The sequence below is a fragment of the Novosphingobium sp. FG90 genome, assembly GCF_057808725.1.
In genome coordinates this window covers 1-18,043 of sequence record NZ_JBMDIO010000056.1, presented here as the reverse complement: position 1 = coordinate 18,043, position 18,043 = coordinate 1, and the positions used below count along the sequence as shown (strand labels likewise).

17 protein-coding genes are annotated in these 18,043 nt (G+C 59.7%); 13 read left to right on the top strand and 4 right to left on the bottom strand.

Annotation, left to right across the window (positions count from 1 at the left end):
- Positions 1 to 289: 289 nt before the first annotated feature.
- Positions 290 to 2,872 (top strand): PAS domain-containing protein, encoded by a 2,583-nt coding sequence (locus ACODRZ_RS25440; RefSeq protein ID WP_488973100.1) that lies wholly within the window; start codon positions 290 to 292, stop codon positions 2,870 to 2,872.
- 76 nt (positions 2,873 to 2,948) lie between these two features.
- Here ACODRZ_RS25440 and ACODRZ_RS25435 read toward each other — a convergent pair whose 3' ends face one another.
- Complete coding sequence (locus ACODRZ_RS25435; RefSeq protein WP_488962179.1) at positions 2,949 to 3,863, bottom strand: NAD(P)/FAD-dependent oxidoreductase; 915 nt, start codon at positions 3,861 to 3,863, stop codon at positions 2,949 to 2,951.
- A gap of 118 nt (positions 3,864 to 3,981) precedes the next feature.
- On the opposite strand from ACODRZ_RS25435, the gene ACODRZ_RS25430 reads away from it, so the two are divergent.
- From ACODRZ_RS25430 to ACODRZ_RS25390, 9 genes are all read left to right on the top strand, one after another.
- Positions 3,982 to 4,170, top strand: a complete 189-nt coding sequence (locus ACODRZ_RS25430) for a DUF3606 domain-containing protein (protein ID WP_081799133.1) — start codon at positions 3,982 to 3,984, stop codon at positions 4,168 to 4,170.
- 48 nt (positions 4,171 to 4,218) lie between these two features.
- Positions 4,219 to 4,824, top strand: a complete 606-nt coding sequence (locus ACODRZ_RS25425) for a cysteine hydrolase family protein (protein WP_036528201.1) — start codon at positions 4,219 to 4,221, stop codon at positions 4,822 to 4,824.
- Positions 4,825 to 4,894: 70 nt separating this feature from the next.
- Positions 4,895 to 5,551 carry a DUF6766 family protein gene (locus ACODRZ_RS25420; RefSeq protein WP_036528199.1) on the top strand — a complete coding sequence of 219 codons (657 nt, stop codon included), beginning with the start codon at positions 4,895 to 4,897 and terminating at the stop codon, positions 5,549 to 5,551.
- A gap of 62 nt (positions 5,552 to 5,613) precedes the next feature.
- The gene (locus tag ACODRZ_RS25415) at positions 5,614 to 6,024 is read left to right on the top strand and encodes a low affinity iron permease family protein (RefSeq protein ID WP_036528198.1); all 411 of its coding nucleotides are present in this window, start codon (positions 5,614 to 5,616) and stop codon (positions 6,022 to 6,024) included.
- Positions 6,025 to 6,118: 94 nt separating this feature from the next.
- Positions 6,119 to 8,629, top strand: a complete 2,511-nt coding sequence (ligD, locus tag ACODRZ_RS25410; RefSeq protein WP_036528196.1) for a DNA ligase D — start codon at positions 6,119 to 6,121, stop codon at positions 8,627 to 8,629.
- 211 nt (positions 8,630 to 8,840) lie between these two features.
- Complete coding sequence (locus tag ACODRZ_RS25405; protein ID WP_036528194.1) at positions 8,841 to 9,776, top strand: IS5 family transposase; 936 nt, start codon at positions 8,841 to 8,843, stop codon at positions 9,774 to 9,776.
- A 297-nt stretch (positions 9,777 to 10,073) separates the two neighbouring features.
- The gene (locus ACODRZ_RS25400) at positions 10,074 to 11,516 is read left to right on the top strand and encodes an ATPase domain-containing protein (RefSeq protein WP_081799132.1); all 1,443 of its coding nucleotides are present in this window, start codon (positions 10,074 to 10,076) and stop codon (positions 11,514 to 11,516) included.
- Positions 11,517 to 11,553: 37 nt separating this feature from the next.
- Positions 11,554 to 11,922, top strand: a complete 369-nt coding sequence (locus ACODRZ_RS25395) for a response regulator (protein ID WP_036528192.1) — start codon at positions 11,554 to 11,556, stop codon at positions 11,920 to 11,922.
- A complete protein-coding gene (locus tag ACODRZ_RS25390; RefSeq protein ID WP_488973086.1) occupies positions 11,922 to 13,499 on the top strand; it encodes a PAS domain-containing sensor histidine kinase in 1,578 nt (525 codons plus the stop codon). The genes ACODRZ_RS25395 and ACODRZ_RS25390 overlap by 1 nt, the downstream gene beginning before the upstream one ends.
- An 80-nt stretch (positions 13,500 to 13,579) precedes the next feature.
- Here ACODRZ_RS25390 and ACODRZ_RS25385 read toward each other — a convergent pair whose 3' ends face one another.
- From ACODRZ_RS25385 to ACODRZ_RS25375, 3 genes are all read right to left on the bottom strand, one after another.
- Positions 13,580 to 14,119 (bottom strand): hemerythrin domain-containing protein, encoded by a 540-nt coding sequence (locus ACODRZ_RS25385; protein WP_036528191.1) that lies wholly within the window; start codon positions 14,117 to 14,119, stop codon positions 13,580 to 13,582.
- Positions 14,120 to 14,159: 40 nt separating this feature from the next.
- A complete protein-coding gene (locus ACODRZ_RS25380; RefSeq protein ID WP_051587029.1) occupies positions 14,160 to 14,690 on the bottom strand; it encodes a hemerythrin domain-containing protein in 531 nt (176 codons plus the stop codon).
- Between the two features lie 157 nt (positions 14,691 to 14,847).
- Positions 14,848 to 15,405 carry a PRC-barrel domain-containing protein gene (locus tag ACODRZ_RS25375; RefSeq protein ID WP_036528216.1) on the bottom strand — a complete coding sequence of 186 codons (558 nt, stop codon included), beginning with the start codon at positions 15,403 to 15,405 and terminating at the stop codon, positions 14,848 to 14,850.
- 704 nt (positions 15,406 to 16,109) lie between these two features.
- Between ACODRZ_RS25375 and gntA the strand changes: the two genes are divergently transcribed.
- The 3 genes from gntA to ACODRZ_RS25360 all read left to right on the top strand — a co-directional run bounded on the left by gntA (position 16,110) and on the right by ACODRZ_RS25360 (position 17,890).
- Complete coding sequence (gene gntA / locus ACODRZ_RS25370; RefSeq protein ID WP_036528189.1) at positions 16,110 to 16,784, top strand: guanitoxin biosynthesis heme-dependent pre-guanitoxin N-hydroxylase GntA; 675 nt, start codon at positions 16,110 to 16,112, stop codon at positions 16,782 to 16,784.
- The gene (locus tag ACODRZ_RS25365) at positions 16,781 to 17,401 is read left to right on the top strand and encodes a DUF1989 domain-containing protein (protein WP_051587028.1); all 621 of its coding nucleotides are present in this window, start codon (positions 16,781 to 16,783) and stop codon (positions 17,399 to 17,401) included. The genes gntA and ACODRZ_RS25365 overlap by 4 nt, the downstream gene beginning before the upstream one ends.
- 180 nt (positions 17,402 to 17,581) lie before the next feature.
- The gene (locus tag ACODRZ_RS25360) at positions 17,582 to 17,890 is read left to right on the top strand and encodes a hypothetical protein (RefSeq protein WP_036528187.1); all 309 of its coding nucleotides are present in this window, start codon (positions 17,582 to 17,584) and stop codon (positions 17,888 to 17,890) included.
- Positions 17,891 to 18,043: the final 153 nt, after the last annotated feature.

Below are 18,043 nucleotides of genomic sequence, written 5' to 3'. Positions count from 1 at the left end.
CCCGCGGGTTCCTGCATGGGAGGCTTTCGTACGCAAGCGCCCGAAACCCTTCACCATTAAAGTCGTTCAAGTGGAAAAATGACAGGCCCATTAGCGGTCAGTCCCCTTATCACCGGGGCTCGGACAAAACTGCCGGTCACGTGGCAGGATGCGATAGGACTCGCCTTTCGCCAAGCAGAGTAAGAACGCCTACAGCAAATGCCCCAGCTAACCTCGCCAGCCTGACCGCCGTCCAACCGCCTTGCAGGTTTTCAGTGCCATCCGCGTGGGAGGATGATAGTCACACCGCATGAGCTCCAATGTGACGGAAATCCCAGGCAATTCAACGGCCGAGGTCTGGTCTGAAGCTGATCGTGTGGCTTCACTAGAGAGCTATGGAATTCTCGATACCCCGCAGGAAGCCGACTTCGACGATATCGTCAGGCTAGCGGCGGAAACCTTCACAGCGCCGATCGCCGTCGTCAATATGGTGGCGAGTGATCGCCAGTGGTTCAAGGCGGAAGTTGGCATAGGCGTGCGCGAACTGCCTCTCGATGTATCGATCTGCGCTCACGCCATCCTGCAAAATGATTTTCTTGTCGTGTCTGACACCCGTGAGGATGCTCGTTTCGCCTGCAATCCGTTGGTAACGGCTGAAGGCGGCCTACGCTTTTATGCGGGCGCAATCCTGCGGGACAAGACCGGGTTGCCGATTGGCACGATCTGCGTGCTGGACCGTGCGCCGCGCCCTGACGGTATCACTTCCTATCAACGCCACGTGCTTGAGGTGCTGGCGCGGCAGGTCATGGCCCAGCTGGAACTTCGTAAGGCCCTTCAGGCCCAAGCCTCACGCGCTGAGGAATTGCGGGTAGAGGTGGAACAGCGTGCGCGAGTTGAAAAGGCGCTGAGAGCCATTCGGGAACGTTACCGCCTCGTGAGCCGGGCGACAAATGATGCCATCTGGGATTGGGATTTCACCACCGATCACGTCACGTGGAACCAGGCTTTGGAAGCGGCGCATGGCCATAGGCTCGCCGATATAGAGCCGACGGGAGAGTGGTGGATCGCACATATCCATCCTGACGACCGGGATCGTGTCCATCACAGCATTCATGGCGCCATCGATGGTGATGCGGAAAGCTGGTCGGATGAGTATCGTTTTTGCCGGTTTGATGGCAGCTACGCAGCTATTCTCGACCGTGGACACATTATCCGCGACCAGGAAGGCAAAGCTGTCCGGATGATCGGCGCCATGCTCGATCTGACAGAACAGCAGCGCACCCGCGCCGAGCTGATGTTAAACGAGGAGAGGCTGCGGCTCGCCACGCAGGCCGCGGAGGTGGGTTTCTGGGACGTGGATGTCGTACATGACATTCTCATCTGGCCGCCAATCGTCAAAGCCATGTTCGGCATTTCGCCCGACGTGCCGGTCTCCATGGCAGACTATTATAGCGGCCTTCATCCCGATGATCGGGAAGCCACTTTCGAAGCTTACGCCGCAGCTGCCGATCCTGCCAGACGTGCTATCTATGATGTTGAATATCGCACTATCGGGAAGGAAGACCAGATAGAGCGCTGGGTAGCCGCGAAAGGGCGGGGCGTTTTCGACGAAAGCGGCCATTGTCTGCGCGTCATCGGCACCGCCATCGATGTTACGGAGCGCAAGCGCGCGGAGGTGCGGGTTCTGGAGCTGAACGAACATCTGGAACGACGCGTGGCTCAGGCGATTTCCGAGCGGGAACAGGTCGAGGAAGCGCTGCGGCAATCTCAAAAGATGGAGGCGGTCGGCCAGCTGACCGGGGGGATCGCGCACGACTTCAATAACATGCTGGCCGTCATCGTTGGGTCACTGGATCTCCTGAATCGCCGTCTTGGTGATGAGGATGCACGCGCAAAGCGCTACGTCGACGCAGCACTGGAAGGCGCAGGACGTGCCGCCACCCTGACCCAGCGGCTCTTGGCTTTCTCACGCCAGCAGCCTCTCAATCCGGAGGTTTTGGACGCGAACAAGCTTGTACCGGGTATGTCCGAACTGCTCATCCATTCTCTGGGAACTGACGTGCGGTTGGAGACGGTGCTCGCCGCAGGGCTGTGGCGCACACACGCGGATCGCAACCAACTGGAAAATGTCGTTCTCAATCTCGCCGTGAACGCGCGAGATGCGATGCCGGAGGGTGGACGACTGACGATCGAAACCCAAAACGTCCACTTCGACGACCGCTATGCTGCCGCGCATCTTGGCGTTCCACCAGGGCATTATGTCCTGATTGCCATTTCCGATACCGGCTGCGGGATGCCGCCTGAGATCATTGCCAAAGCCTTCGACCCGTTCTTCACGACCAAACAGGTTGGTAAGGGCACAGGGCTCGGACTCAGTCAGGTTTATGGGTTCGTCAAGCAGTCGGGTGGCCACGTCAAAATCTATTCGGAGTTGGGACAAGGAACGACCGTCAAGATCTATCTCCCCCGCTTTATCGGCGACGAGATCGAAGCCGAACAGCTTTCAATCGGCGACCTGCCATTGGGTGAGGAGCAGGAGATCATCCTGGTAGTCGAGGACGAACCGGCGGTGCGCCAATTCAGCGTCGATGCGTTGACGGAACTTGGCTATCAGGTGCTCGAAGCCGATGGCGCTGTGGCAGCACTACAGCTAATCGACGCTCATCCGGAAATCTCGCTGCTCTTTACAGATATTGTGATGCCGGACAACGGCCGTAAATTGGCGGACGAAGCCCAACGTCGGCGACCCGAACTCAAGGTTCTTTACACTTCTGGCTACACGCGCAACGCGGTCGTGCATAATGGCGTTATCGACCCGGGTGTCGAACTGATCGGCAAGCCTTTTACCATCGAACAGCTCGCCACGAAGGTGAGGAACGTTCTGGAATCCTGATTGCGGTGACATCTGCGCGGCTGCCGCCGCGCAGACCCGGCATTCGTAAGTGGCAGCGGCCTGCTGGAACGGTGGGCTAGCGGAATAAGATGCCCCGCTCGGCGAGGTCGTTGCGGATCGTAACGGCGGCGACCCCGGCCTCGCCCATCGCATGGCTGATCTGATCGAGACCTTTGGCAACATCTCCCGCCGCGTAAAGGCCCGGAAGGGAAGTGCGCTGATGGTCGTCCACAATGAGACACCCATCGTCAGTGCCTTCCGCGCCAATCGCCGTCGCCAGTTCGGATCGGATAACGGAACCGAGCGCTGGGTAGACGCTATCGAATTTAAGCTCGCCGCGCGGCGTCGGCACGACAATCTGCGCATCTTCCAACCGCAGTGGGGCGCAGGGGCCATCGATCAGGACGGCACCAGCCACAGCGAGCCGACGCTTTTCATCATCTGAAAGGTTGTGCTCTCCATCGGTAGCGATCAGCGTCACATCGCGCGTATACATCCGCAGGAAGATTGCTTCCTTGAAACCGTGGGAACGGGTACCCAAGACACCGACTCGCTTATCAGTGACCTCGTACCCGTCACATATCGGGCAGTATCGAAGTAGTCCGCGGCGCAACGCTGCATCATGGATGTCGGGTGCGATCTGAGGCCGATTGTTGATTACGCCGGTGCAGAGCAGGACAGTCCGCGCAGACCATTCACGGCCCTGTGCACGAGCAACAAAACCCTCTTCGGTCCTCTCCAGTCCCTCAATCAAACCTTCGGTCACGACCGCCCCAAATTCGGCAGCCTGATCTCGCATCAACGCAAGAAGTTCGGTGCCAGCTATCCCACCTGGGTACCCGGCATGATTGTGCGTACGCGGGATCAAGGCAGCTCTGCTATGCCCGGCATCGACAATTGCGATCGAGAAGTGAAATCGTGCGAGATAGATGGCGGCCGTCAGACCTGCGGGCCCTGCGCCGATGACAAGGCAGTCGAGCAGCTGTTTCATTGGATGGGCAAACGACGATGCGGCATGCCGGTTCCATGCTCCTCAAGACAACCTCGCCGGAACTCACGGCTTTGGCAAGGGTTGCAAATCTAGACAGCTGCGAAAGAGGAAATGCATCATGGCGGATGATAAATCACAGCGCGGCGGCGCTGATCGCCGCACGGTCGCCGGCGGCGAGGGCTATGAGGTCGACTATTTTGCTCGAAAGCACGGTCTCACTGTCGAGCAGGCGCAGGATCTCATCGACCGATTTGGCAATGATCGCGCGACGCTGGACGCTGAGGCACAAAAGCTCACCAAGGAGTGAGCGAAATGGGGTCGTCCAGCGCCGACCCCGAATTCATGGCAGGTTTCTATGGATCCCGAGGGCAAGCACGCCGCAAACTCTTCGCCAAACTCCGGTGATCGACCGGCTTTGTTGATCCTGGACATGGTCAACTGCTTCGATTTCGAGGGGGCTGAGGCCCTGGAGCCCCGGGCTCTTGAAGCGGCACGCCGAATAGATCGCCTGCGCCAGGAATTTCGCGCGCACGGTTGGCCCGTCGTATACGTCAACGATAATTTTGGTGAATGGCATTCAGAAGCTTCAAAGCTGGTAGCGCGGGCACTCGAAAAGGATAACCCGGTCACAGAGATGGTGAGGCCGGAGCACGGCGACTTCTTCATCATCAAGCCGCAATTTTCCGGTTTCTACGCCACGAACCTGCCGGTTCTGCTGCCGCAGCTGGGCGTCAGCAAACTGGTGCTCAGCGGAATCGCAACCGACATCTGCGTGCTGTTCACTGCAGCGGATGCTCATATGCGCGAATACGACCTATGGGTGCCTGAAGATGCTGTGGCTGCCGAGAGCGATGAACGAGGCCGATGGGCCTTGGATATCATGGCCCGGAGTATGGGAGCCGAGACGGCTGCTACGTCGCATAAATCCCCCGGGGAATGGCTGGCTGCCCTCACGCAATAGCTGAAATGCTTTCGAACCCAATTGTTTCTCGCGCGTTTCCATCCAAAGCAAATCGGCGAGAGACATCGGCATGCGGCTGTTTAAAGATAACGGGCTTACGATTGCCCTTCTAGCACTTTTTGCCGTTTGCATTGCCGGGCAATATATCACCGGCTGGTATGTCGAGCTGGAGGATGCCCGGCGCCATGCCCAGCCCGGTCTGACGCTCCTGGCCTATGCCGTAAGCCCGCAATTCCTCTCCTCGGTGTTCGAGAATTGGGAAAGCGAGTTCCTGCAAATGGCGGCCTACGTCGTGCTTACCGCTTTCCTGATCCAGCGCGGATCAGCAGAATCGAAGGACCCGGATGCGCCTCCCCGCGACAATGATCTGGACCAGAAAGCCCAAGAACACGGCGCACCGGCGATCTTGCGCAAAGGTCCGCTTTGGCGCGCGATATACGCTCGCTCCCTTGGCCTGGCATTGATCCTGCTGTTTGCCGCGTCGTTCACGATGCATTGGATCAACAGCGCGCATGCCTCAGCGCAAGAGGCGTTGGAACATGGCGAAACTCCCAAGACCGTTCTTGCCTATCTTGGCGATGCGCAGCTGTGGTTTGAATCGTTCCAGAACTGGCAGAGCGAATTTCTCTCGACGGCCGTGCTGGTGGTCCTTTCCATATTCCTGCGCCAGCGCGAGTCTCCGGAATCAAAGCCGGTAGCAGCGCCCAACTCGCAGACTGGAGATTGAAGAACTTAAATCATGTCGGGGGCAGCCGATGACACCAGATACGAAGAGTAAGGAGCCCCATCATGGATAGAATTTTCACCGGCATTGCAACGAAGTGCGCGCAGTTGATGGGTCAGCCTTTGGCCTTCATCATTTCCACTCTGTTCATTGTCGTGTGGGCAGTGAGCGGCCCGTTCATGCACTACTCCGATACCTGGCAGCTGATCGTCAACACCGCGACCACGGTCCTGACATTCCTTGCGGTCTTCCTGATCCAGAACAGCCAGAATCGTGATGGCGCGGCCATGCAGGCAAAGCTCGACGAAATTATCAGGGCGCTGGACAAGGCACGCGTGGAATTCGTCGGCATCGAGCATCTGACGGATGCCCAAATCGCGCGTATTCGCGAAGCGCTCGAAGCCGACATAAAGGATGAAGACAACAAGCAAAAGACTGCAGCGCCCAGCGTGGAACGGCTGCTCGCTCGATATTGATGTGAGTTTCCCGGGCAACGACGCTTCCGATACGTGCAGGAAGGGAACGCGGCGCCATTTTCGGGATTTGAGAAGGTTCTCGATCGGAGCGCATATGGCACGGGCGACAAAGGCGAAACCAACTTCGGCAGAAGATCGGCTCGCGAAATATCGCGAGAAGCGGGATTTCGCGCGTACCGCGGAACCCTCCGGTGCCTCCGAGCCGACGCCGGGTAATGGCTTCGTTGTCCAGAAGCATGCCGCGACGCGCCTGCATTATGACTTCCGTCTCGAGCTGGACGGCACGCTGGTCAGCTGGGCGGTGACCCGAGGGCCAAGCGCTAACCCCGACGACAAACGCCTGGCAGTCCGTACTGAAGACCACCCGCTCGATTATGCCCGTTTCGAAGGGACCATTCCGAAGGGGGAGTATGGTGGCGGCACCGTGATGCTCTGGGACAATGGCACCTGGGAGCCGCTCGCGGGCAAGGATCCCGTCAAAACCCTCGCAGAAGGGCATCTGCATTTCACCCTTCACGGCCGCCGCATGAAGGGCGAGTGGATCATGTTCCGCCTCAAGCCACGCGGAAAAGAGAAGGGAGAAAACTGGATCCTGCGTAAGGTCGACGACGAGTTCGCAGGTGGCTCGGATGACCTTATCGGCATCCATCTCACGAGCGTCGACAGCGGACGGACGATGGAAGAAATCGCTGCAGGCAAGCCGGTCCGGAAACAGGGCGGCAAAGCCAAAGGCCCCGCCGCGAAACGCAAATCATCGAGCGCCGCGCCCCGAAGGGCCGAGAACAAAAGCAAACTCCCGCCATTCCAGCCTGTCCAGCTTGCTGCTCTCGTCGATCACGTGCCACCGGGCGATCGCTGGCTGCATGAGTTGAAGTATGACGGCTATCGAACGCTCATTGCCGTTGGCGGCGTCGAAGGGCGGGCCTATACCCGGTCAGGTCTGGACTGGTCGGATCGGTTCGCAGGCCTTATCACAGAGGCTACGCAGCTTGACGTTGAAAGCGCACTGATAGACGGAGAGGCCGTCGTAACGCTGCCGGATGGCCGGACCAGCTTTCAGGCGCTGCAAGCCGCTTTGAAGGACAATCCGGGGGCCATCGACTATTTCGCGTTCGACCTGCTGGAAATGAACGGCGAGGATCTCACCAGCTTGCCGCTGATTGAGCGTAAGGAGAGGCTGGCGAGCATTCTTGAGGGCCAAAAGGGTCGGCTGCGCTATTCAGATCATATCGTCGGCAACGGTGAAAAGCTGCTGACCAGTTTTTGCGAGGCAGGGCTGGAAGGCGTCATATCGAAACGCGTCGACGCTCGGTATAGCGGCTCGCGGAGCGGAAGCTGGGTCAAGACCAAGTGCATACGCCGCCAGGAGTTCGTTATCGTAGGCTGGACACCTTCTGACAAGCAGCGGGGGTTCCGCTCGCTTCTTTTGGGCGTACACGAGGATGGGAAGCTGCGATACGCCGGCAAGGTCGGCACGGGATTTACCGGCGACGAGATAGAGCGCCTTCTGGAAATCATGGCGCCCCTCGTGCGCAAGGAGCCGACGGTTCAGGCTCCGCGGTCTGCTGTGCGCGGCGCCCACTGGATCGAGGCGAAGCTGGTTGCGGAGATTGCGTACCTCGAGTTCACCGATGAGGGGGTGCTGCGCCATCCCAGCTACCTTGGGCTTCGAGAAGATAAAAAGCCCGAAGCGGTGGTGATCGAGAAGGAGGCCCCGGTGGCGGTTGCCACGGCCGCGCCCGCGAGCACGGTGAAAGTGAGCAACCGGGACAGAGTGATCTTCCCGGAGGGCAAGCTTACCAAGGGCCAGCTGGCAGACTATTACGAATTGGTTGCACCGCTCATGCTCCCCTGGGCAGGAAGCCGGCCCGTCAGTCTCGTTCGCTGTCCGCAAGGCCGGGCGAAGAAGTGCTTCTTTCAGAAGCATGATGCGGGCAGCTTCGGCGATGACGTAAAACACATCGGCATTCGCGAAAAGGACGGGCATGACGAGGCCTATCTCTTCGTCGACACTCCGGCAGGTCTGCTGACCTGTGTGCAGATGGGCACGATCGAGTTCCATGGCTGGGGCGCGCGGATCGAGGACGTCGAAAAGGCCGACAGGCTGGTTTTTGATCTCGACCCCGATGAAGGACTTGGGTTCAAGGATGTCGTCTCGGCCGCTTTCCATGTGCGCGATCTCCTCGCCCAGATGGGGCTTACCACATTCCCCATGGTCACCGGCGGCAAGGGGGTTCATGTGATCGCCCCGCTCACCCCATCGGCCGAATGGCCGCAGGTGAAGGATTTTGCTCATCGGTTCGCTCAAGCGCTGGAGCAGGCAGAACCCGATCGCTATACAGCCGCGTTGTCCAAGGCCCGGCGGACAGGGCGCATATTCGTCGACTACCTGCGCAACCAGCGCGGCGCGACCGCTGTGATGCCCTACAGCGCCCGTAACCGCGAGTTTGCGCCCATCGCCGTTCCTCTGACATGGGATGAACTGCACGATCTCGATGCGCCTTCGCATTGGCATATTGGTGACGGTGGCGAAATGCTGAAGCGCGCGTCGTCCAAAAACCTCGCCCACTGGGGGCGGGCGGACCAGGTGCTGCCCGATTTGTAGCAACTGGCAATGCCCAAGCTCACCAAAGAAAAAGGCCGGCAGAGCCGGCCTTTGAGTCTGGGAGAGGATGCCTGAAAGGCAAAGCCATACTGCATGCGCGAACATATTTGTGCAAGTGCGAAATCGATGGCTGATGAGACCTGTGCGCGGATGGCGTAGACATGGGCTTTGATTGCTGATTCTATAGGCTTTCCCAGCAGGAGAGCGGCAGGTGGCGCGACGTTCGATCGGACAGGAGCAGTTTGGTTTCGCCGGGCGCGAGCAGGCGGCTTCATCGCTCGACGCGCTGGTGCGACTGATCGACTGGAACCAGGTCGCGGCGCTGTTGGATCCACTCTATCCCGCTACAAAGGGCGAGCCGGCCTGGCCGCCACTGGCGATGTTCAGAGCTCTGCTTCTGTCGATCTGGTACGACCTGTCCGATGTGAAGCTGGCCGAAGCGCTTGACGATCGAGCCTCCTTTCGCCGCTTCTGCGGGTTCACCGCGAATGAAGCCACGCCCGAACGGACCGCCTTTGTCAGATTTCGCAAGCTGCTCGTTGCGCACAAGCTTGACCGGGCGCTGTTTGAAGGCGTGACCCTGCAGCTCAAGTCAAAGGCGGTGACGGTCAAGACCGGAACGCTGGTCGATGCGACCATCATCGCGTCCGCCAGTGACGAAGATAACGATGCGCGCTGGGTAAAGCACAAGGGAAAGCGGGCCGTTCACGGCTTCAAGGCCCATGTTGGCGCCGATGCCGATACGGCGCTGGTGGAAGAGGTCTCGGTCACATCCGCCAATATCAATGATGGCAAGGCGGGCCCGGCAGCCGTGCCCGACAATCCCGGCGAGGTGTTTGCCGATAGTGCCTACCGCGGCAATCACTTCCGCGATGCCGTTCTTGCAAAGGGCGGCGTCCCCCGGATCGTCGCCACCGGCATGTGGGGCCGCCACGAAGCCGAAACGCTGCGCAAGCTCCATGCATGGAATAAACCTATCCATCGCGTGCGGGGCCGGATCGAGAAGATCTTCGGAACATGGAAGCGATGCTACGGCCTCCGACGAATGCGATGGCGAGGTATCGCCAATGCCGCCGCCCAAGTCCACCTCACCGCCATCGCCTACAACCTCAAGCGCACCATGAATATTCTCGCAGCCCAAGCATGAAGGCTGCCGCTGCTTCAATCAGAGTGGCGGTGCCACAGGATATTCCACCGCCATAGGATCGAAAAACGCTCCGCTCCAATGGCCTACGTCCATCCGCGCACAGGTCTCATGAGTTATTGGTCGCTCTGCACACTCCAAATCTCGCCAAAGAGCAATGACGCGACTCCTCAGCCGAACAGGAAACTTCTGCCAGCAATATGACGGCAAAAAAGTCCTGCGCCCATCCTGACTGTGGCTCTATGGGCTGCTATCAGCACCTTCGGCCTCTTGGCCACTTCGTGCTGATGAGGTTAATTCGTGACGCAGACCCTTCCCCGCTTTTCAACCGGGATCCCCGGCCTAGACACCGTTTTTGGCGGTGGCTTTGTCGAAGGGGCCTCCTACATCGTGCAGGGTCAGCCCGGCGCCGGCAAAACGATCCTGGGCAATCAGATTGCGTTCGCGACGGCAGCTGCCGGCAAGAAAGTGCTCTATGTCACACTCCTCGCCGAAACGCACGATCGGCTGTTCCAGTCGCTTTCGACGCTGAGCTTCTTCGAAAAAGACCGGCTCGGTAGCAACATCGTCTATGTCAGCGTTTTCCAGACGCTCGCCAAAGAGGGTCTTGGCGCCGTCGTCGATTTGCTGCGCAAGGAAACCAAGCGGCAAGGCGCTTCTCTGATCGTTTTCGATGGCCTGCTCAACGCCCGTGACCGCGCCGAGACCGATCTCGACGTGAAGACGTTCGTGGCAGAGGTCCAGAGCCAGGCTGCATTCGTCGGTTGTACGGTCCTCTTTTTGACAAGCGCCGGAGTTCACGACGACAGCCCGGAACACACCATGGTGGACGGCGTCCTGGAATTGCATGACGAACTGGTCGGTGTCCGCACCGTGCGGCGTCTGCGGGCCCGTAAGTCGCGAGGAAGCGCCGCGCTCGGTGGGTATCATCAGTATGAAATTTCCAATGACGGTATTTCCGTTTTTCCACGTATCGAGGCCGCGCTCCACACTCCCTCCGCCATCGACAAACCAGACCCCAAGCCTTTGCGCTCAGGGATCGAAGGTTTCGATGAAATTACCGGCGGCGGACTTCCGCAAGGCTCTATCACATTGCTCATCGGACCCTCGGGATGCGGTAAAACCTCCTTTGGTTTGAACTTTCTATCGGCCTCCTCGCGTGAGGAACCCGGCCTGCATTTCGGCTTTTACGAATCACCCGAGCGCCTGTTGCTCAAAGCGAGCGCGCTTGGGCTCGACCTCAAGGGGAATGTGGAAAGGGAAGAGGTCGAAATCTTGTGGCAGCCGTTGACGGAAAACCTCATCGACAAGATGGCCTATCGGCTGCTTGATGCTGTTTCGGCACGTGGTGTGAAGCGGCTGTTCATTGATTCTCTGGGCGGGTTCGAGCGCGCAGCCGTTCATCCTCCTCGGCTTGTGGAATTCTTTGCGGCTCTGACAAACGAATTGCGCGCCATGGGCGTTACCGCTGTTGGCACGTGGGAATTGCGTGACCTCTTCGCCTCCGGAGTTGCAGCGCCAGGGCCCGAGATTTCCAGTCTGCTAGATAACCTAATAATGATGCGCCAAGTGGAAATCCGGTCCGAATATAAGCGTGTGCTGTCCGTCTTGAAGATCCGCGACCAATCGTTCCAGGCGGCTCCCCAGGAAGTCTACATTGACGGACACGGCCTTGCGATCCGCGGACAGTTCGAACAAGCTACCGGGATTTCTACCGGGTTGGCAAAGCCCCTCGAAGCGTGACGCTCGTCATGGACAAAAACCCCGGCCGGAGTTCTCCATGAAGATAGTCGTTGCCGAAGACGAGTTCCTGATCGCCGATTTGTTGGTGGTCAGTCTGGAAGATGCTGGCCACGAGGTGCACGACGCGGCACACGGTGTAGACGCGCTGAAGCTTATACGCAGCCTGGCGCCGGATTTGGTCATCACGGACTTCATGATGCCGTTGATGACTGGGCTCGAACTGGCTGAGACCATGAAGGCTGACAGCGTCCTTCAGGGCATCCCCATTATATTGGTGAGCGGGGCCCAGGGTGCCATAGCGAGGTCTCGTAGCGATCTCTTTGACCTGGTGTTCGACAAGCCATATGCAATGGATCGCTTGCTCACTGCTGTTGCAGATTTGGGCGGGGAAAGAGGACAGCCTTAATGGCTGCGGAAGTCGCTACCGGTATGGACGGGGAAGAAGGATCTGGACAGCGACGCGCACTAAGCGCTGCCGATCGGCTTGCAGCCATCATTGAATCTTCCGATGACGCTATCATCGGCAAGACGCTTGATGGCATTATCACGGATTGGAACGCCGGCGCCGAGCGGATATTCGGCTATTCCCCGAACGAGATTGTAGGTGCCTCGATACTCACCCTGATCCCCGAGGATCGCAGGTCTGAAGAAGACGAGATCATCGCGCGCCTCAAAACAGGGGAACGGGTCGAGCATTTCGAAACCCTGCGCCGGCGCAAGGACGGGTCGCTGATCCATATTTCCCTCACCGTATCCCCGATCAAAGCGGCTGACGGTCAGGTAATCGGTGCCTCCAAAATCGCTCGTGACATCACCGTGCGCAAACAGACCGAGACATTGCTCGCTCAGCAATCCGAGCGTCTGCAGACCCTCTATCGCGTCGCCAGCGAAATCTCCCGCGATCTTGATCTTGATCGCATTGTGCAGGCAGTGACCGACATTGGCACGGAACTGAGCGGCGCGAAATTCGGTGCTTTCTTCTATAATGTCACGAACGATGCTGGAGAATCCTACCAGCTCTATACGCTTTCCGGCGCAGCCCGGGAGGCGTTCAATTTTGGAATACCTCGAAACACGGCTGTTTTCGCGCCGACCTTTGCAGGCGAAGGGGTAATCCGCTCCGACGATATCCGGAATGATCCGCGCTACGGGCATAGTGCCCCGCACTATGGCATGCCGGCGGGGCACCTCCCTGTCGTCAGCTATCTCGCCGTGCCAGTGACGTCAGTGTCGGGCGAAGTGCTCGGGGGGCTGTTTTTTGCCCATGATGAGCCCGGGAAGTTCACGGTTGATACCGAAAACCTTGTCTCCGCGATTGCAGCCCAGACCGCTGTCGCGATGGATAATGCGCGGCTGCACAAGGCTGCCCAGCAGGAAATCGAGCAGCGAAAGCGTGCGGAGGAAGCGAATGAGCTGCTTCTCCACGAACTGAAACACCGGGTCAAAAATACGCTGGCGACGATCCAGGCGGTGGCCATGCAAACGTTTCGCCAGGCCCCGGGCGCGGAGAAGGAGGCATTCAACGCGCGCCTCTTCGCCCTCTCCGAAGCGCATGATCTGCTCACGCAGCGCGATTGGGAGGCGGTCAACGTCACCCATATCGTACAACGGGCCGTATCCCCTTTCGCTGCTGAGGCCGATAGGCGGTTCGAAATCACCGGGCGAGACGTGGAAATCTCGGCTGAGCGCGCGCTGCAGCTTGCCATGGTTCTTCATGAACTGGCCACGAACGCAGCGAAATATGGGGCTCTTTCCAACCTCACCGGAACGGTGAAGATTGCCTGGGAGCTTTACGTCGAGGGTAATATCGAATTCCTGAAAATCAGATGGCTCGAGACTGGCGGGCCGAAGGTGGCTTCCCCCGACCGAAAAGGTTTCGGCTCGCGGATGATCTCACGCGCCCTTCGCGGCGAGGGCTGCGGGGCCGAATTCGATTTTCGCCCCGAAGGCTTATGCGTTCGACTACGGTTTTCTCTCACCTGACCTGCCTACCATGTGGGGAGAAGGGTGCGTCGCAAAGCAACGCACCCTTCTAGATAGCCGGAGGGCTCACCACGATGGTCTCAGGGGTGGCTGCCCATATATCGTGCATATTCCTCACTGTAGCGGGCCGTGACCAACGCTAGCTCTTCAGATGAGGCGGATTCTGCCAGTTTGGTGAACCACGTGCCCTCCTCCGAATAGACGTGGTGGGCAACCGCGCCTTCGATATGCTCGAGCTTGTCGATATAATCCTGGCTCATGGGATCGACGCGCTCCAGCAAGCCCATTTCCATTTTGGCGGCCGACTGTTCCTGATATGCGAGTTCAGCATGACCAACCTGATGGTCGGCTGCGAGAGCCGGGTAGACTGCCGCCTCTTCGGCAAGCGAATGCGCGGTCAGCAACAGCCCGAGCTTCTTCTGCTCGGCCAGTCGGGACGCCGGGTCATTTGTCGCTTTGACCGCCGCAAACTGTGCCTCGATCTCCCGATGGTGTGTAAGGATCTGCGACAGCCAGTCGCCCGGCAGGGCTGTGGCCTCAGCTTTCTCACGGGCTTTAACACGTGCCTCGGCACTTTCAGGTGGTGTGATGGCCGCTATGGCCTTGTCGATTATGGACATGATGGTCTCCGTTCAAGAGCGGGACGTTGATCGCCAGGTGTCAGGCGACGGGAGCCCCAAGCTCGACCTCGACAGGACCGAGTGTCCGCGTGGTCGGCGTGGGCAGACCTTCGGCTTCGAACTGGGCTTGTAGTTCGGCCTTTCGCTCGGCCATTTGAGCGCCGAGTGCATCCAAATCCACGTCCGCCGCGCGCGCCTGCGCGAACATGCCTTCCTTGGGCATTTCTTCTTCATGGACGTGATGTTTGATTTCCTCGGACAGAACGGTCACCTTGGCTTCCCAGAAATCTTGGCCAGGCTCTCCGGCGAGGATCTGGCTAATCAGCAGCTTGGCACCATCATGCTCGACATGCGCCTCGTCGTACATGTCATCCTCGATCTTACCCTTTAGGGCAGGATAGAAGATTTCTTCCTCGATGATTGTGTGAATAATCAACTCGGTGCAAATCTGCTTCGCAAGCGTCGCCTGCTTGGTCGGAGCCTTGGCGCTCTCAAATTTCTCGAACAGTTCTTCAACAGTACGGTGGTCCGCCTTGAGCAAAGCGATCGCATCCTGCGCTTTCTTGGTCATGGTTTTTCCTTCGCTGTTATCTTTCGGCAGGTAGCCTGCCGAAAGATAACCGGCGATCCAGACTTTCGCTCCTGTTGCGGATCACTCTCAAATGGCTTGGCGGATGACCTACTCCGTACACGCGCAAGGGCAGGCCCTCCTGAACGATGAAAAGCGTTCAGCGACGGTCGCCCTGGGCCATCTCCGCGGGTGCGGCGGGCCAGTCTCCGTCAACGAGAGGCGGCAGGCTTTCGAACCAATCGCGAGAGCGCCGCAGCTTTAGCTGGTCGCAAGCGAAGTCGATCTGCGTTCGGTCAACGGCACGAAGTTCCTCGCCGATACCGCCGACACCGTTGGCGGCCACCACGACGTAACTAACGCTGCCGTCCTCACAGGTAACGAGCGCTTCGACCGCCTTGCCGATCGGCTCGCCATCGCTGGTCGTAACAGGCATGCCGGCCATGCCTGTCGCGGTGAACAGTGTGGGATAGGCGGAGCGCCGACTTGCTTCGGTGGCTGACCTACCGCCATCCTCGTACGCCCGCTGCTTGCCCAGCCAGCGCCAGATACCGATCAGGTTGACAAGGGTCAGAAAGCCATTGGTAGCCAGTAAATTGGTCTGCTCCGTCGTCAGGCCGACGAGCGACCATGCGATTGACCCTATAGTGAAGACGACGAATCCCCAGCCTGTGACCCGCGTACCGAGATTGGCTCCGGTCATCATGGCGGCGATCATCGTGGCAGCGGGCGCGATCCAACCGGCGACGTTTTCCAAGCGGCAACTCCTTAGTCGGATAGAACCGAGGAACGCGAAGCGCTGCTCCTGGTGCCAAAGGAAGAAGAGATTTCATCGCGGCGCGTGCCGCGATGGGGTGCAGGACCGTAACCCAGTTGCCCTCCCTGGTTCAGTCCAGGGCGCGGCCACCATGAAGGTGTTCTCAGTCAAGCGTGAAGGCCGGCGGCCGACTGGCCTTTTCACGCCGTCAGCGCCTTGCGGAATGCCCGCTCCAGCTCGTCGTTGGCAAAGGGCTTGGCGAGCACCGAACCGGGCGGGTCGCAGGGCATGCTTTGTCCGGCGTGGCCGTGACAAAGACCACTGGTATGTCGCCGAGTTCATCGTGGATGGTGCGCACGGCGGCGGGCCGGTGCCTTCCTTCAATTCCATGTCGGAGGTGATGAATGCGGGTCGGTGGTCCCGGGCCGAAATTACCGCATCGGTTTTATGTTCGACGGTATGAAAGCTGGTCGCGCCCGCGTCCTCCAGAGCATTCTGTATCAACATGGCGAACAGCGGGCCGTCTCGATAATCAGTACGTGCATGGCATCACCTTTTCAATGCCCTTTCCCAAGCAGCGAACACCGCAGGTTCTTCGATCTTGCGACGAGGGGTGGACACCTTTCCGGCCGTCGTTCGTTTACATCCGGGATGGAGAGAAATGCATGATGGCCGACCCCTCGCTCCGGAACCTGGAGGAAGAATTCACAGCGTTCATTCGCGACCCCGCGTTCCCTTGCGTGGGGGCGAAGTCGGCGCTGGCCAAGGGTTCGCTCAAGGTCGTTGCGGCGCGCGACCTGACCAGCGCCTGGAACGACGTGGTGATCCACCGGGAGCTGCTGCAGTGGAGCCAGGACTATCAGGGCGACCCGGAAGGACTGCGCAGCCTGGCTGTCGTCTTCGAAGGCCCCGACGACCTCACCGAGCGCGCGTTCGAACACGCGATGTGGGAGCGCATCCAGTCCTTCGCGGACAAGGACGCCTGGCTCGGCCAGCCCTACGACGATGCGGTAAGCCCCGATCCCGAGGATCCGCACTTCTCGCTCAGCTTCGGTGGCAGCGCGTTCTTCGTCGTCGGCCTGCACCCCAATGCCTCGCGGCCCGCGCGACGTTTCACGCGCCCGGTGCTGGTGTTCAACCTGCACGAACAGTTCGAGAAACTACGCGCCGAAGGCCGCTACGAGCGCATGCGCGAGCGCATCCTCGACCGTGACCTCGCCATCGCGGGCTCGCTCAATCCCATGCTAGCGCGCCACGGCGAGGCGAGCGAGGCGCGCCAGTACAGCGGCCGCGCGGTCGAGCCGGACTGGGGCTGCCCGTTCAGGGACCCGCGTGTATGAGCGATGCGAAAGGGATTGAGCCCGAAGTGATCGGTCCTCGCAGTGGCGCCGCCTTCCTGCTCGGCGCGGGCGAGATACTCACCGTAACCGACCCGCAGGGCTGCCAGGTCGCCGACCTGCTGGCCTTCGCGGCGCACGATGTTCGCGAGGTCATCTCGAACGGGCGCACGTTCGACTATGAGGAGACCATCAGGCTCACCACCGGCAACCGGCTCTGGTCCAACCGCTCGCGGGTGCTGCTGGAGATCGTCGAGGACACCGTCGGCCGTCACGACTTCCTGCTGACCCCCTGCAGCGAGGCGACGTTCCGCCACTTTTATCCCGACAAGCCGGTCCATCGCGGATGTTTCGGCAACCTCGCCGCAGCGCTCTCGCCCTACGGGATCGAGGAGGACGCAATCCCCACCGCGTTCAACCTTTTCATGAACGTGCCGGTGGAGCAGGATACGGGGCGCATCTCGGTGATCCCGCCCACCAGCGTCGCGGGCGACCTGATCCGCCTGCGCGCCGCCGAGGACTGCGTGATCGGGCTGACCGCCTGCTCGGCCTATGCATCGAACGGCGGGTCGTTCAAGCCGATCCATTACGCCATACAACCGGCGCCGGCCCCGGTTTAGACCGGCAGGCCGGGGCCGGTTCCGCCCTAGCTCATCGAATCAGGAACAGCGCGTTGCCGATGCGCGGGTAGATGTCCTCGCCCAGGTGACAGCGAAGGAATCAGCGAGTTCGATTACGGCGTGCCGCGGGAACTATGTCAGTGCCCTTGCGCTCTCAATACCTGTAAATGGAGTAGATGCATGTCCACCACCATCAAGGCACTGTTTCCTGGCCGCCGGGAAGTCGAGCTTGCAGTCGAGCACCTCGTTCAGGAATATGGCATAGAACGGACCGACATCTTCATCGAGCCCGCGGGGAGCAAAAACAGCGCTGGCGATCAGCCTGCCGGGGCGGACGTCGCGAGCGGACAAAACCGGGAAACGCCCGATGCCTCTGGCGCGGCATACGAAGGTCAGCTTGTCGTCTCGGTGGATATGAACGAGGATGAAGGCGATGCGGTCACCCAGGCTTTCCGCGAGGCTGGTGCGGTTGAAGTCGCCTGCGGCTAATCTGTCAGCGGGGTGTCCTAAGCGCCGCATCGTAGGTCCGGCGATCGATTTAGCGCATCCAGAGCTGCGAATGGGCGTTATCTGATGATCATGCAATAATTTAACAGGCTGCGGAAAAAGGCTTGGCAGAGCCCGCCATTGGCCCCGGTTTCG